We start from the raw sequence: 13,902 nt of genomic DNA on the forward strand, positions 1-13,902 counted from the left end.
CGGCTGGACCTGCGTACCGACTACTTCGCCCCGCCGCGCTGGCTGGCGTCCAACGGCACGCTGATCGCGTTGCGCCGCCACGGTTTCCGGCTCTGCGCGGACGTGACGGCGGTGCGGGACCTGCACAACGGCGTCGTCATCCCGGGCCGGGTGCACGGCCTGGCCCGCACCGAGCGCGGCGAGCAGTGGCTGTGCTGGGCACTGGTGCTCGGCGTGGCGCGGGCGGCCCGCCGCGGCGGACTGGTCCGCATCGCGGTGGACGCCGGCGACCTGGTCCGGCCCGGGCCGCGGCAGGCGGTGCTCGACGCGATCGACATCGCCCTGCACCACGGCGCCGAACCGATGACCTACGCGGGACTACACCTTAGTCGCCTCGCCGTGAGCTAGCTTCACGACCTCGGTGCCCTCCGGCTTGGTCATGTTGAGCCAGTTCAGCACCAGCATGTTGCCGAGGTCGGAGTTCACGCCCTCGTGGATGGGCATGGCCACGCGCGGCTTGACCTCGCGCACGTAGTCCAGCGCCTCGCCCATCTTCAGCCAGGGCGCGGACACCGGCACGCCCAGCACGTCCAGGTCCCGGCCCGGGCGCACCAGCGAGTCGCCCGGGTGCAGGAAAGCGCCGTCGTCGACCAGATAACCGGCGTTGGTGATGCCCGGCTTGCCCTCGTAGATCTCGGCGTGCTCGCCGCCGATCACGTCCACGGTCGTACCGCCGAAGGTCAGCTTGTCGCCCACATTGGCCACGATGTGGTCGAGGCCCAGCTTCTGGACGATGCCGACGGTGTCCGGGTCCACCACGAGCTTGGCGCCCGGGTTGGCCGCGAGCAGGGCCGGCAGCTTGGCCTCGTCGATGTGGTCGGCGTGCTGGTGCGTGATCAGCACCGCGTCCAGGCCCTCGGTCTGCTCGAAGCCGGTGGACAGCGTGCCCGGGTCGATCATGATCCGGGCCGACCCCGTGTCGAGCAGCACGCACGCGTGTCCGAAGTGGACGATATGCATCGATGGCTCCTTCGCTACGTGTCCTGCCAGCCTATGCCTGGAGTCGGTCCAGGATCTCCTTCTCCTGTGTGGGTGTGAGCCCAGCCTTGCGCTCCCGGTCGACGCCCCGCTGCTCCTCCTCGGCCAGCGCCCCGCGCACCTGGTCCTCGAACGACCGGAACGTCAGTCCCGCCGCCTCGGACGCCGCCGTGCCGCGGGCCGTCATGCCGGCGTGGTTCGGCGGCAGCCACAGCGGCAACGACCTCGGGCCGGCCCAGTACTGGACTTCGTTGGCCAGCAACGCTTCCGAGGACGCCGGCGTCACCTCGGTGCCGGCCGGGGCCACGAGTTCCCTGATCCCGTCCAGGACCTCGTCCAGCGGCCGCGACGGCCCGATGGCGTCGTACGTGCCGACGAGGCGGTTCTCGCTGGCCGTCACGATCCATTCCGCCAGGTCCCGGACGTCGATGTGCTGGCTCATCGCCCCCTCACCGGCCGGCTGCAACACCCGGCCGCCGCGGGCGAACCGCCCCGGCCAGTAGCCGAACCGGTCGCTGCCGTCGCCCGGGCCCGTGATCAGACCCGGCCGCACGATGAAGGCCCGGTCCTCCAGGTGCTCGCGGACCTCCCCCTCACTGGCCACCTTGATCCCGCCGTACCGCGCCAAGTCGTCCCGGCCGTCCTCGTACAGCGGCTCCAGCAGGTCCTCGGACACCTTCTCCATGTCCGCGTACACGCTGATCGTCGAGACGAACGTCCAGTGCCCCGCGTTCGGCCCCAGCACCCGCACCGCGTCCCGGACCCACGGATGCGAGATCTTCGCCACGTCCACCACCGCGTCGAAGCGCTCCCCGGCCACCGCCGCCAGCCCGTCCGGCGCGTCCCGCTCCACCGGCGCGAGCTCCGCGCCGTCCGGCACCGCCCCGCTGGTGCCCCGGGCCGCGCACACCACCTCGTGCCCCCTGCGCAGCGCCTCCGCCGCCACCGCATGGCCGACGAACACCGTTCCACCCAGAACCAGAAGTCGCATGGCCCCACCCTCGACCCGCCCCCGCCCCCTCGCCACCCCTCTCGCGCTGGGCGAACGCCGAAGATCTAACCGGTCGATCGATTCAGCTCAAGTCGGACCAAGTCGATCACTGATCGGTGAGTGTGCACGCCTTCGTCGACGAGTCCCGCCGCGGCCAGCGATATCTGCTGGTGGCAGCACTCGTCGATCCTCGTGATCTTGGCCGGACCCGCAAGGTCCTGCGCGCGTTGCTGCTGTCCGGCCAGCACGAGCTGCATTTCAAGAAGGAGACGCCGGCCCGGCGTCGACTGATCGTTTCCAGGATCACGGCCACCGCGGTCGCGGTTCGGGTCTACTCGGCGAGCTGCCGGCAGGGGGAGGAACGCGCTCGGCGGGAATGCCTTTCGCACCTGGTCGCAGACCTGATGGATCTGGGCGGGGGCCGTCTCGTGCTGGACAGCCGGGAGGTCCGCGACGAGCACGACCGGCTGACCATCCGCATCGCCCAGGGTCGTCAGGCGCGGGACACGGGTCTGGTCTACGAGCACGTGAGCAGCACCCAGGAGTCCCTGCTCTGGGTGGCCGACGCGGTTGCCTGGTGTGTCGGGGCCGGCGGCGACTGGCAACGCCGGGTGCAGACGGTGCTGGCAAAAGTGGTGGATGTCTCAGGGAGCCCCTAGACAGCGCGAAACCCGGCCGCCGACCGTCCGGACGGGGACCGGGTTCACTTCCCTGGCTTACGGGCCAAAGCTGACACAAGACTAGCAACAACCAGCAACTACGACCACTTCGTTCCCCCGATAGCGCGATGCCCGGCCGTCGAGGAGTCCGGACGTTGGCTGGGCTCACTTCCTCGGCTTACGGGCCTCGGCGGATGTGACGTTAACCGGGCGTTCGGCGGGTGTCCATCGACTTCACCCAGGTCAGGTAGGCTCTGCGGGTACCGCGACCCCTCCGCACCGGGAGCATCCTCAGTGGCCCGAGTCGTCGTCGACGTCATGCCCAAGCCCGAAATCCTCGACCCGCAGGGTCAGGCGGTGGCCAATGCGCTGCCTCGCCTCGGATTCGCCGGCATCGGCAGCGTTCGCCAAGGCAAGCACTTCGAGCTGGAGGTCGACGACTCGGTCGACGACGCCACGCTCGCCAAGATCGCCGAGACCTTCCTCGCCAACCCGGTCGTCGAGGACTGGGTCGTGCGACGGGTGGAGTCGTGACCGCGCGCATCGGGGTCATCACCTTCCCCGGCACGCTGGATGACACGGACGCGGCCCGGGCGGTGGACCGGTCGGGCGCGCAGTCAGTGGCGCTCTGGCACGCGGACGCCGACCTCAAGGGCGTGGACGCGGTCGTGGTGCCGGGAGGCTTCTCCTACGGCGACTACCTGCGGGCCGGGGCGATCGCCCGGTTCGCGCCGGTGATGTCCGAGGTGATCACGGCGGCCAAGCAGGGCATGCCCGTGCTGGGCATCTGCAACGGCTTCCAGATCCTGTGCGAGGCCGGCCTGCTGCCGGGCGTGCTGATCCGCAACAAGGGCCTGCACTTCGTGTGCCGCGACCAGTGGCTGCGGGTGGACAACAGCACGTCGGCCTGGACGAGCCGGTTCGACCAGGGCGCGGAGATCCTGATCCCGCTGAAGTCGGGCGAGGGCTGCTACGTGGCCGACCAGCACGTGCTGGACGAGCTGGAGGGCGAGGGCCGGGTGGCGTTCCGCTACGTCGGCGGCAACCCGAACGGTGCGCTCAACGACATCGCCGGCATCACCAGCGCCAACGGGCGCGTGGTCGGCCTGATGCCGCACCCCGAGCACGCGATCGACGCGCTGACCGGCCCGTCGGACGACGGCCTGGGCCTGTTCCTGTCCGCTCTCGACACCCTGGTGGCGGCGTGACGACGACTGAGCACTTGATCGACACGGTCGAGCACGCGGCCTCGACGCCGGAGCACGCGCAGCCGTACCGTGAACTGGGCCTGAAGGACGACGAGTACCAGCGCATCCGCGACATCCTCGGCCGCCGGCCGACGGACGCCGAGCTGGCCATGTACTCGGTGATGTGGAGCGAGCACTGCTCGTACAAGTCGTCCAAGATCCACCTCGCCTACTTCGGCAAGACCACCACCGAGGAGATGCGGGCCAAGATGTTGGCCGGCATCGGCGAGAACGCCGGCGTGGTCGACATCGGCGACGGCTGGGCGGTCACCTTCAAGGTGGAGAGCCACAACCACCCGTCCTACGTGGAGCCCTACCAGGGCGCGGCCACCGGCGTCGGCGGCATCGTCCGCGACATCATGGCCATGGGCGCCCGCCCGATCGCCGTGGTCGACCCGCTGCGCTTCGGCCCGGCCGACGCCCCGGACACCCGGCGTGTGCTGCACGGTGTGGTGGCCGGCGTCGGCGGCTACGGCAACTGCCTCGGCCTGCCCAACATCGGCGGCGAGCTGGTCTTCGACGCCAGCTACGCGGGCAACCCGCTGCTCAACGCGGGCTGCATCGGCGCGCTGCGGGTCGAGGACCTGCACCTCGCCCACGCCTCCGGCACCGGCAACAAGGTCATCCTGTTCGGCGCGCGCACCGGCCTCGACGGCATCGGCGGCGTCTCGGTGCTGGCCAGCGACTCGTTCTCGGGCGACGAGGGCGGCGCCGGCCGCAAGAAGCTGCCGAGCGTGCAGGTGGGCGACCCGTTCACCGAGAAGGTGCTCATCGAGTGCTGCCTGGAGCTCTACCGCGAGGGCATCGTGGTCGGCATCCAGGACCTCGGCGGCGCCGGCCTGTCCTGCGCCACCAGTGAGCTGGCCAGCGCCGGCGACGGCGGCATGCACGTCTGGCTGGACCGGGTTCCGTTGCGGGCCACGGGAATGACACCGGCCGAGGTGCTGTCGTCGGAGTCCCAGGAACGCATGATGGCCGTGGTGAAGCCGTCCGATGTGGACGCTTTCATGGCGGTCTGCCGCAAGTGGGACGTCATCGCCACCGAGGTCGGCGAGGTGACCGACGGGGACCGCCTGGTCATCACCTGGCACGACCAGGTCGTGGTGGATGTGCCGCCGCGCACTGTGGCCCATGAGGGCCCGGTCTACCACCGTCCGATCGAGCGTCCGGCCGACCAGGACGCCTTGCAGGCCAACGGTCCCGAGTCGCTGACCCGGCCGCAGAGCGCGGCGGACCTGCGGGCCCTGCTGCTGCGGATGATCTCCTCGCCCAACCTGGCGTCCAAGCGCTGGGTGACCGAGCAGTACGACCGCTACGTGCGGGGAAACACCGTGCTGGCCCAGCCGGCCGACTCGGGCATGGTCCGGGTCGACGAGCAGACCGGCCGCGGCGTGGCGCTGTCCACCGACTGCAACGGCCGGTTCTGCAAGCTGGACCCGTACCAGGGCGCGCAGGGCCCTGGCCGAGGCGTACCGGAACGTGGCCTCGACCGGCGCGACGCCGCTGGCGGTCACCGACTGCCTGAACTTAGGCTCGCCCGAGGACCCGGCCGTGATGTGGCAGTTCGAGCAGGCCATCAAGGGCCTGGCCGACGGCTGCGCGCAGCTGGGCATCCCGGTCACCGGCGGCAACGTCAGCTTCTACAACCAGACCGGCAGCACGGCGATCCTGCCCACGCCGGTGGTCGGCGTGCTCGGCGTGATCGACGACGTCGCCCGGCGCATCCCGACCGGCTTCGGCACGGAGCCGGGCGAGACGCTGCTGCTGCTCGGCGACACCCGCGACGAGTTCGGCGGCTCCGAGTGGGCGCACGTCGAGCACGGCCACCTCGGCGGCCGTCCGCCGCAGGTCGACCTGGAGCGGGAGCGGCTGCTGGCCGAGGTGCTGGTCGCGGGTTCCCGCGACGGCATGCTGTCGGCGGCGCACGACCTGTCCGACGGCGGCCTGGCCCAGGCCATCGTCGAGTCCTGCCTGCTCGGCGAGACCGGCGCGCGGATCATCCTGCCCGAGGGTGTCGACCCGTTCGTGCAGCTGTTCTCCGAGTCGGCCGGCCGTGTCGTGGTCGCCGTGCCGCGCAGCGAGGAGCTCCGCTTCACCGAGATGTGCACCGCGCGGGAGCTGCCGTGGGTGCGCATCGGTGTGGTGGACAAGGAGTCGACCGAGCTGGAGATCCAGGGCCTCGCGACGTACCCCCTTGACGAGCTGCGCACCGCCTGGGAAGGCACCTTGCCCGCCCTGTTCGACTGATTTACGTTCAGCCCCATGCGCTATGGGGCGATGTACGGGCCGGATGTGACGTTTCTCGGCGTTGATCCCTGTGATCTCGCGGAGCCGGCTTCCTTCGCGGAGGCCGATGTTGTTGTCGTGGGTGCGCCCTACGACGGCGGCACGTCACACCGGCCCGGCACTCGTTTCGGGCCGCAGGCCATTCGCACCACGGATTACCTGGGGCACAACGGTTCTCGGCCCAGCCTGGCCCTGCGCGTGGATGCGCTGAAGGACCTGCGGGTGCTCGATGCCGGCGACGTGGAGATGTACGCCGGCGACGAGATGGGCAGCCACGCGGCCATCGAGGCGGCGGTGCACACCATCACGGCCTCCGGTGCGATTCCCGTGGTGCTCGGCGGCGACCACAGCATCGCGCTGCCGGATGCCCGTGGCGTGGCAAGGCATTTCGGCTTCGGGCGCATCTCGATGATCCACTTCGACGCCCACGCCGACACGGGCAACATCGAATTCGGCCATCTTTACGGCCACGGCCAGCCCATGCGTCGGCTGCTGGAGTGCGGTGCCATCCGCGGCGACCGGTTCCTGCAACTCGGGCTGCGGGGTTACTGGCCCGAGCCGGAGACGCTGGACTGGATGGCCCAGCAGCACATGAGGTCGTACGAGATGACGGAGATCGTCACCCGAGGCCTCGACGAGTGCCTGACCGAGGCGTCCGCCATCGCGGTCGACGACTGCGACGGCGTTTACCTCTCCGTGGACGTCGACGTCTGCGATCCCGGGCACGCGCCGGGGACCGGCACCCCCGAGCCCGGCGGCCTCTCCGCCCGCCAGCTGCTCGACGCAGTCCGCCGCCTCTGCTACCAGCTTCCCGTTGTGGGCGTGGAAGTCGTGGAGGTCTCGCCCCCGTACGACCACGCCCAGATCACCGCCGCCCTGGGCAATCGTGTTGTGCTGGAAGCACTTTCCGGCATCGCCCGCCGCCGCAAGGACGCGGCCACCGGCGACACCTGGGACCCGGCCCGCCCGCTGCTGGACGGGCGTTGAGAAATCCCCGGTGGCGCCAGGGGATCCTGCCGCCACCGGGGTCGGGGACGGCTCTTAGCCGTTGGCCAGGGCTTGGAGGCGGTCGTAGGCGCCGTTGAAGACGTCCTGGTCGCCGGGGAAGGTGCCGGAGTCGGCGTACTGCCAGATGGTGTAGAACTCCCAGGCGTAGGGCAGGACGCCGGCGCTGGAGGCGTAGCGGGCGACCCACAGGGGGTTGGTGGAGGTGAAGTCGCCGCCGTTGCCGGTGCAGTCCTGCCACCACTGCTGGGCGGTGTAGATCATGGGCCAGGTCCCGGTGCGGGCGTGGTAGGTGTTGCTGAAGTCGAGGATCCACTGCACCATGGCGCCGGCGGACTTGCCGTAGCACTCGGCGCCGCTGGGGTTCCACTCGATGTCCAGCGCGCCGGGCAGGGTGCGGCCGTCGCCGGACCAGCCGCCGCCGTGGTCGACGAAGTAGTTGGCCTGGGTGGTGCCGTCGGTGGTGTTGGGCGTGGCGAAGTGGTAGGCCCCGCGGATCATGCCGACGTTGTAGGAACCGTTGTACTGCTGGGCGAAGTAGGCGTTCTGGTAGTACGTGCCCTCGGTGGCCTTGATGTAGGCGAACCGCCCGCCGTTGTTCCAGGCGGTCTGCCAGTCGACGTTGCCCTGATAGGAGCTCACGTCCATGCCGTAGACGACGGCGGCGGGCCCGAAGGAGGTGGGCCGCGGGGCGCACCGGTGGCCGAGGTGGCGCGCGACCTGGGAGCCCATGGTGTGGTTGTGAGTGGCGTCCTGCACGGAATCGGGGGGATTTCCACCGCACGCGGTGGTGGTGGCGGCGTCGGCAGGGGTGACGGCGCCGAAGGCCACGGACAGGATCACGGCGGCGATGAGCGCCGCCGCGCGGCGGCCGCGGCCCGCCGGGAGTAACCGAGTGTTCATGGTGGAACCTCTCGATCTGCTCGCAGGGAAGCGGATCACGTGGAATCTCCACGTTGCGTGAAGTGTGAACGAAGATTCACGCTTGGGCTAGATTGACGGTGATTTTCTCACGTATACGGAGTAGCGGTATTACGTCGTCGGGGTGAACACCTTGGCCTGACAGCGTTGTCGCTCGGGGCCGTCAGACGTAGTCTGCGCCACCTGTCAACCCCGGTGTCGCGCATCTGGTTAGTCAGTAACAAAGGGTTCACCCAAGTGTGAACGAGCGCAGCCTGTCCCCGTTGCCGTTGAACCGGTTCTGGTCGCCGGGGAAGGTGCCCTTGTCGGCGAACTGCCAGATGGCCTGGGTGGTCCAGCCGCCGGGCAACGTGCCGACATCGGTGCCGTATCGCGGTATCCACAACGGATTCCGGCTCACCACCGTGGAGTTGCCCGTGCACTTCGTCCACCACGTGTAGCTGGTGTAGATCGTCGGCGGCACGCCGGTGCGGTACCAGATCTGGTCGCTGAAGGCCTTGACCCAGGCCGTCATCTGCTCGGGCGTGAGCTTGTAACAGGTGTCCCCGTAGGGGTTGTACTCGATGTCCAGCGCGGGCGGCAGGGTGCGCCCGTCACGCGACCAGGCGCCGCCGTGGTCGACGAAGAAGTTGGCCTGGGTGGCGCCGTCGGAGACGTCGGGCAGCGCGAAGTGGTAGGCCCCGTGGGTCAGGCCGGCGGCGTAGGAGCCGTTGTACTGCTGGCCGAAGGACGGGTTGGTGTAGGTGATGCCCTCGGTTGCCTTGCTGTAGGCGAACTTGCCGCCGTTGCGGGCCACCGCGGCCCAGTCCACAGTGCCCTGGTAGCTGGCGACGTCCAGGCCGAGCACGTCGTCGTTGGCCCTGACGTCCAGCAGCGGCCCGCCCCCGGTGCCCTCGTGCTTGGCGATCTGGGATCCGGCGTAGTCGTCCTGTGGATGGGCCAGCGGCTGCGCGGACGCGGGCGTGGGGGCGGCGACCATCGCCGTGACGAGGACGCCGGCCAGCAACGCCCGCAGGCTTGTCCGTGGTGTCGACTCCATGGGCGAATTCCTTCCCCGCTGGGGACCGAACGGACTATCACACTAGACCGAACGGATTATTTTCTCGCGCTGAGCGACCCCGCGTGTCCGGGACTAGCGTTGGCAGCCATGGGTCTCAGGCATCCGTCCGACGACAGCGGCCGGCGCACCGACGTCAATCCCGTGTTCACCCGCGAACCGATGAGCATCGCGCGCGATGTGCTGCCGGCGGAGGGAATCGATCCCGAGCTGGCCTACCAGGTGGTGCACGACGAGCTGATGCTCGACGGCAACGCCCGGCTCAACCTGGCCACCTTCGTGTCGACGTGGATGGAGCCGCAGGCGGCGCGGCTGATGTCCGAGACGTTCGACAAGAACATGATCGACAAGGACGAGTACCCGCGCACCGCCGAGCTGGAGTCCCGCTGCGTGCGGATGCTGGCCGCGCTCTGGCACGCCGAGGACCCGGTGCGGGCCGTCGGCTGCTCGACCACGGGCTCCAGCGAGGCCTGCATGCTGGCCGGCCTGGCCTTCAAGCGCCGCTGGCAGCACAAGCGCCGCGCGGACGGCAGGTCCACGGATCGCCCCAACATCGTCATGGGCATCAACGTGCAGATCTGCTGGGAGAAGTTCGCCAACTACTGGGACGTCGAGGCCCGGCTGGTGCCGATGGAGGGCGACCGGTTCACGTTGTCGGCGGCCGAGGCGGTGGCCCGCTGCGACGAGAACACGATCGGCGTGGTGGCCATCCTGGGCTCCACTTTCGACGGCTCGTACGAGCCGGTGGCCGAGATCTGCGCGGCCCTGGACAGGTTCCAGCAGGAGACCGGCCACGACATCCCGGTGCACGTGGACGGGGCCTCAGGCGCGATGGTCGCCCCGTTCTGCGATCCCGGGCTGGAGTGGGACTTCCGGCTGCCCCGGGTGGCCTCGATCAACACCTCCGGCCACAAGTACGGCTTGGTCTACCCGGGTGTCGGCTGGGCGATCTGGCGGGACAGGGACGCGCTGCCCGAGGACCTGGTGTTCCGGGTCAACTACCTGGGCGGCGACATGCCGACCTTCGCGCTGAACTTCTCCCGCCCGGGCTCGCAGGTGATCGCCCAGTACTACAACTTCCTGCGGCTGGGCTTCGACGGCTACCGCCGGGTCCAGCTGACCTGTCGGGAGGTGGCGACCTGGCTGGCCGGCGAGATCGGCAAGCTGGGGCCGTTCCAGCTGCTGACCGCGGGCGACGAGCTGCCGGTGTTCGCCTTCACGCTGTCCGAGGAGGTCACCCGCTACTCGGTGTTCGACGTGTCGGCGGCGCTGCGGCAGGCGGGTTGGCTGGTGCCGGCCTACACCTTCCCCGACAACCGGACGGACCTGGCGGCGCTGCGGGTGGTGGTCCGCAACGGCTTCGGCCGCGACCTCGCGGAGCTGTTCCTGGACGACCTGAGGAGGGCTCTGCCGGTGCTGGAGCGCCTGGAGCGGCCGCTGCACGGTCCGGAGTCGGCGGGCTTCGAGCACGGCCAGCACCATTGACACGTACCTGGATGGCTCCCACTATTAGGAAAGTTTCCTAACTAAGTGGAGCGTGCCGTGGCGGCGGTGGGCAAGCGGTTGCACCTGTTCCTGATCCTCGCGCTGGTCGCCGGTGGCCTGGCGATCGTCCCCAACCTGGTCGGCGGCTGCCTGTGGCGCTGTCCGGGCGACGCGGAGGTCGTGCCCACCGCGGCCACGCCTGCGGTCACCGTCCGTGTCGTGGACGAGGACGGCCGGTCGCTCGGCGAACCGCTGCGGGTGCAGCTGGCCAACGGCCCGGTCATGACGGTTGCTCAGGCCCCCGGCCACATCGCCGAACCGGTGATCCTCGGCCTGGAGGACGCCGGCAGGACCATCGACGTGCGGCTGCTGTCCGACAACGGCGGCAAGCGGTTCGCGGTGAACTCCGCGGGCGATGTGATGTTCGGCCGCCGCTACCAGACCGGCAAGCTCATCCCGGCCAACGACGCCGCCGCTGGTGCACGCTCCGTAGTGGACAGCGTGGCGCCGGCCTTCCGGATGGCCGACCTGAGCACCGTGAACCTGGAGACCGTGGTCAGCGACAAGGCGCCGAGCAGCGCCTACCCGAAGAAGCGGTTCATCCTGAAGTCGCCGCCGTCCAGCATCGACGGCCTGAAGGCGCTGGGCGTCACCGTGCCGCTGCTGGCCAACAACCACACCCGGGACTTCCTCGACGACGGCGTGGCCGACACGCAGAAGGCGCTCACGGGGGCCGGGTTTCCGGTCGTCGGCACCACCGTCGGCGACGAGCCGCAGAAGCCGTTCCAGACCCAGGTGCACGGCACCGGCGTGGCCGTGCTGGCCTACACCAGCGTGGACGGCTCGTACGTCAACGACTCCTACCCCAAGGCCGGCACGCCGACCAGCGATGACGACGCCTGGCAGTACCAGCCGCGTTCCTGGGGCTTCGGCAAGGTCCCGACGCAGGACCGGACCATCGGCCAGGCCTGGGCGGCCTACGAGAAGCTGTCCAAGGCGGACCAGGCCGCGGCCTGGGAGTCGCTGACCCACGTCTACCCGGAGATCCAGGACTGGGTGGCCCGCCGCGGCCACGGCGGCGCGGCCCGCTGGGACAACACCGCGTCGCCGACGCAGATCAAGGCCGTCGCCGCCGAGAACAAGCTGACCATCGTCGAGATGCACTCCGGCTTCCAGTTCCAGTCCGCGAGCGCCAAGGACACCCGGGCGATGGCCCGGGCGGCCATCGACGCCGGCGCGGACATCGTGATCTGCCACCATCCCCACGTGTTGCAGGGTTTCGAGTGGTACAAGGGCCACCTGATCGCCTACAGCATGGGCAATTTCGTGTTCGACCAGGACTTCCTGTCCACGTTCTCGTCGGCCTTCCTGCGCACGGTCTGGGACGGCGACACGCTGGTGGAGGCCCGCCTGGTGCCGATCGAGATCGACGGCTACCGCCCGGAGCCGGCCACGGGCGAGGCGGCGAAGCGGACGGTGCAGGGAGTGTGGGCGGACAGCCGGCGGCCGGTGCAGACGCAGCGGGGCCCCAACGGCGGGGTGCTGACCGTGCCGACGCCGTTCGACGCCGACACGAAGCCCGCTCAGTTCCACGCCGACCACGGCACGGCCGTGATCACCGCCGATCCGCCGAAGCCGACCCCCGTCAAGGTGGCCGTCGGCCCGCACGCGGTCGCCAAGATCGGCTTCAACGGCCTGCTCGACCCCGTGGAGGCCAAGGACATCGACCTCGGGCGGGACCTGTTCGGCTGGGGCGGCTTCGAGGACAACACCGTCGACGGCAAGCCCGACGGCGACACGCACTGGTCCGAGGACGTGGTCGGCAACGGGGCCCCGGGCCAGGCCGGCTACCTCCGGGTGGAAGGCGCGGGCGGGGCGGAGAAGCTGGACCGGCCGGTGGCCCGGATCCCGCTGCCGCGCCATCGCGAGGAGAACGCCGACGGCACGCCCCGCGACCCCGAGCCGACCTACACGCTCCGGGCCAAGGTCCGGGCGGCCAACGGCGCGACCCCGCTGATCCGGGTCACGCCGTACCACTTCGACGACTCCGATCCCACCGAGGACCCGGACTCCACCGCGCTGAAGGACATCAACCGGCAGCTGACGGTGCCGTCCGACGGCCAGTGGCACGACGTCTCCGTCGACCTCAGGCCCCAGGACCTCGGCCCGGACGGCAACATGGTGCTGTTGAAGCTCGGCCTGGCGGCCACCCGCGCGGGATCGGTGGCCGGCCAGGCCGTCGACTTCGACGACGTGTCCTTTGTGGAGTGGCGGCCGGCCGGCACGGTCACGGAAGGCCCTTACGACTTCGTCCGCAACAACTCGCCGGCGCCGGCCGCCCCCACCTTCAGCGGCTACGCCTACTAGGCGGCGTCGAGCCGGCCCATCTCCTCGGGCGTCAGCTGGACGTCGACCGCGGTCACCGAGTCCTGGATGCTCGACGGGCGGCTGGCGCCGGGGATGGGCACGACCACCGGGGACTTGGCCAGCATCCAGGCCAGGGTCAGCACGTGCGCGCTGACGCCCTTCTCGGCGGCGATCTCCGAGAACACCGCGAACCGGTCGCCCAGCTCGGCGGCCCGCCGGATGCCGCCGAAGGGGCTCCACGGCAGGAAGGCGATGCCCAGCTCGTCGCACAGCTCCAGCTCGGGCTCGCTGGACCGGAAGGCCGGCGAGAACTGGTTCTGCACGGAGACCAGCCGGCCGCCGAGGATCTCGTCGGCCAGCTTGATCTGCGCCGGGTTCGCGTTGGAGACGCCGGCGTAGCGGATCTTGCCGGCGTCCAGCAGGTCCCGGATGGCCCCGACGGAGTCGGCGTAGTCGACCTGGGGATCGGGCCGGTGGAACTGGTAGAGGCCGATCACCTCGACGCCGAGGCGCTTGAGCGAGGCCTCGGCCGCCTGCTTGAGGTACTCGGGGCGGCCGTCGAGCGTCCAGCTGCCGTCGCCGGGGCGCAGGTGGCCGCCCTTGGTGGCGATCAGCACGTCGGAGGTGTCGCCACCCCAGCTGGCGACGGCCTCGGCGATCAGCGTCTCGTTGTGCCCGACCTCGGGGCCGCCCAGCGAGTAGGCGTCGGCGGTGTCGAAGAAGGTGATGCCGGCGTCGAGTGCGGCGTGCACGGTGGCGATGCTGCGCGCCTCGTCCGGCCGCCCCTCGATGGACATCGGCATGCCGCCGAGGCCGATCGCGCTGACCTGGGCGTCGCCGATACGGCGAGTCTGCATCGTGGTCCTC

General features: G+C 70.2%; 11 protein-coding genes and 2 pseudogenes. 8 read left to right on the forward strand and 5 right to left on the reverse strand.

Features of this window, described 5'->3' with window-relative positions:
• Nucleotides 1–387 (forward strand): annotated as a pseudogene (locus tag KUTG_RS27750) (DUF2334 domain-containing protein); the annotation flags it as partial.
• Here the strand turns inward: KUTG_RS27750 and KUTG_RS27755 are convergent.
• Complete coding sequence (locus KUTG_RS27755) at nucleotides 358–999, reverse strand: MBL fold metallo-hydrolase (RefSeq protein WP_043720891.1); 642 nt, start codon at nucleotides 997–999, stop codon at nucleotides 358–360. The pseudogene KUTG_RS27750 and the gene KUTG_RS27755 sit on opposite strands and share 30 nt — an antisense overlap.
• A gap of 31 nt (nucleotides 1,000–1,030) precedes the next feature.
• Nucleotides 1,031–2,008 carry an NAD-dependent epimerase/dehydratase family protein gene (locus KUTG_RS27760; RefSeq protein WP_043720894.1) on the reverse strand — a complete coding sequence of 326 codons (978 nt, stop codon included), beginning with the start codon at nucleotides 2,006–2,008 and terminating at the stop codon, nucleotides 1,031–1,033.
• Between the two features lie 116 nt (nucleotides 2,009–2,124).
• Between KUTG_RS27760 and KUTG_RS27765 the strand changes: the two genes are divergently transcribed.
• The 5 genes and pseudogenes from KUTG_RS27765 to speB all read left to right on the forward strand — a co-directional run bounded on the left by KUTG_RS27765 (nucleotide 2,125) and on the right by speB (nucleotide 7,187).
• Nucleotides 2,125–2,667, forward strand: a complete 543-nt coding sequence (locus tag KUTG_RS27765) for a hypothetical protein (protein ID WP_043720895.1) — start codon at nucleotides 2,125–2,127, stop codon at nucleotides 2,665–2,667.
• A gap of 294 nt (nucleotides 2,668–2,961) precedes the next feature.
• Nucleotides 2,962–3,201: a phosphoribosylformylglycinamidine synthase subunit PurS gene (purS, locus tag KUTG_RS27770; protein ID WP_043720898.1), complete on the forward strand. Its 240-nt coding sequence runs from the start codon at nucleotides 2,962–2,964 to the stop codon at nucleotides 3,199–3,201.
• Nucleotides 3,198–3,875 (forward strand): phosphoribosylformylglycinamidine synthase subunit PurQ, encoded by a 678-nt coding sequence (gene purQ / locus KUTG_RS27775; protein ID WP_043720900.1) that lies wholly within the window; start codon nucleotides 3,198–3,200, stop codon nucleotides 3,873–3,875. Before purS ends, purQ begins: the two co-directional genes overlap by 4 nt.
• Nucleotides 3,876–3,889: 14 nt before the next feature.
• A pseudogene (gene purL / locus KUTG_RS27780) lies at nucleotides 3,890–6,161 on the forward strand (phosphoribosylformylglycinamidine synthase subunit PurL).
• A 15-nt stretch (nucleotides 6,162–6,176) separates the two neighbouring features.
• Nucleotides 6,177–7,187: an agmatinase gene (speB, locus tag KUTG_RS27785; RefSeq protein WP_043720901.1), complete on the forward strand. Its 1,011-nt coding sequence runs from the start codon at nucleotides 6,177–6,179 to the stop codon at nucleotides 7,185–7,187.
• A 54-nt stretch (nucleotides 7,188–7,241) separates the two neighbouring features.
• On the opposite strand, the gene KUTG_RS27790 is transcribed toward speB, so the two are convergent.
• A complete protein-coding gene (locus KUTG_RS27790) occupies nucleotides 7,242–8,108 on the reverse strand; it encodes a lysozyme (protein WP_043720904.1) in 867 nt (288 codons plus the stop codon).
• A 247-nt stretch (nucleotides 8,109–8,355) separates the two neighbouring features.
• The gene (locus KUTG_RS27795; RefSeq protein ID WP_043720905.1) at nucleotides 8,356–9,165 is read right to left on the reverse strand and encodes a lysozyme; all 810 of its coding nucleotides are present in this window, start codon (nucleotides 9,163–9,165) and stop codon (nucleotides 8,356–8,358) included.
• A gap of 108 nt (nucleotides 9,166–9,273) precedes the next feature.
• Between KUTG_RS27795 and KUTG_RS27800 the strand changes: the two genes are divergently transcribed.
• Both KUTG_RS27800 and KUTG_RS27805 read left to right on the forward strand, forming a co-directional pair.
• Nucleotides 9,274–10,668 carry a glutamate decarboxylase gene (locus KUTG_RS27800; RefSeq protein ID WP_043720908.1) on the forward strand — a complete coding sequence of 465 codons (1,395 nt, stop codon included), beginning with the start codon at nucleotides 9,274–9,276 and terminating at the stop codon, nucleotides 10,666–10,668.
• A 45-nt stretch (nucleotides 10,669–10,713) separates the two neighbouring features.
• On the forward strand, nucleotides 10,714–13,035 hold the full coding sequence (locus KUTG_RS27805; protein ID WP_043720910.1) for a CapA family protein: 2,322 nt from the start codon (nucleotides 10,714–10,716) through the stop codon (nucleotides 13,033–13,035).
• Here KUTG_RS27805 and KUTG_RS27810 read toward each other — a convergent pair.
• The gene (locus KUTG_RS27810) at nucleotides 13,032–13,892 is read right to left on the reverse strand and encodes an aldo/keto reductase (RefSeq protein WP_043720911.1); all 861 of its coding nucleotides are present in this window, start codon (nucleotides 13,890–13,892) and stop codon (nucleotides 13,032–13,034) included. The genes KUTG_RS27805 and KUTG_RS27810 overlap by 4 nt on opposite strands.
• Nucleotides 13,893–13,902: the final 10 nt, after the last annotated feature.

Source organism: Kutzneria sp. 744 (assembly GCF_000568255.1).
In the GTDB taxonomy this organism is placed as follows: Bacteria; Actinomycetota; Actinomycetes; order Mycobacteriales; family Pseudonocardiaceae; genus Kutzneria.

Coding starts and splice junctions, on each gene's coding strand:
- KUTG_RS27810 (WP_043720911.1), bottom strand. CDS start 13,892: ATGCAGACTCGCCGTATCGGCGACGCCCAGGTCAGCGCGATCGGCCTC.
- KUTG_RS27760 (WP_043720894.1), bottom strand. CDS start 2,008: ATGCGACTTCTGGTTCTGGGTGGAACGGTGTTCGTCGGCCATGCGGTG.
- speB (WP_043720901.1), top strand. CDS start 6,177: ATGCGCTATGGGGCGATGTACGGGCCGGATGTGACGTTTCTCGGCGTT.
- KUTG_RS27795 (WP_043720905.1), bottom strand. CDS start 9,165: ATGGAGTCGACACCACGGACAAGCCTGCGGGCGTTGCTGGCCGGCGTC.
- KUTG_RS27755 (WP_043720891.1), bottom strand. CDS start 999: ATGCATATCGTCCACTTCGGACACGCGTGCGTGCTGCTCGACACGGGG.
- KUTG_RS27790 (WP_043720904.1), bottom strand. CDS start 8,108: ATGAACACTCGGTTACTCCCGGCGGGCCGCGGCCGCCGCGCGGCGGCG.
- KUTG_RS27800 (WP_043720908.1), top strand. CDS start 9,274: ATGGGTCTCAGGCATCCGTCCGACGACAGCGGCCGGCGCACCGACGTC.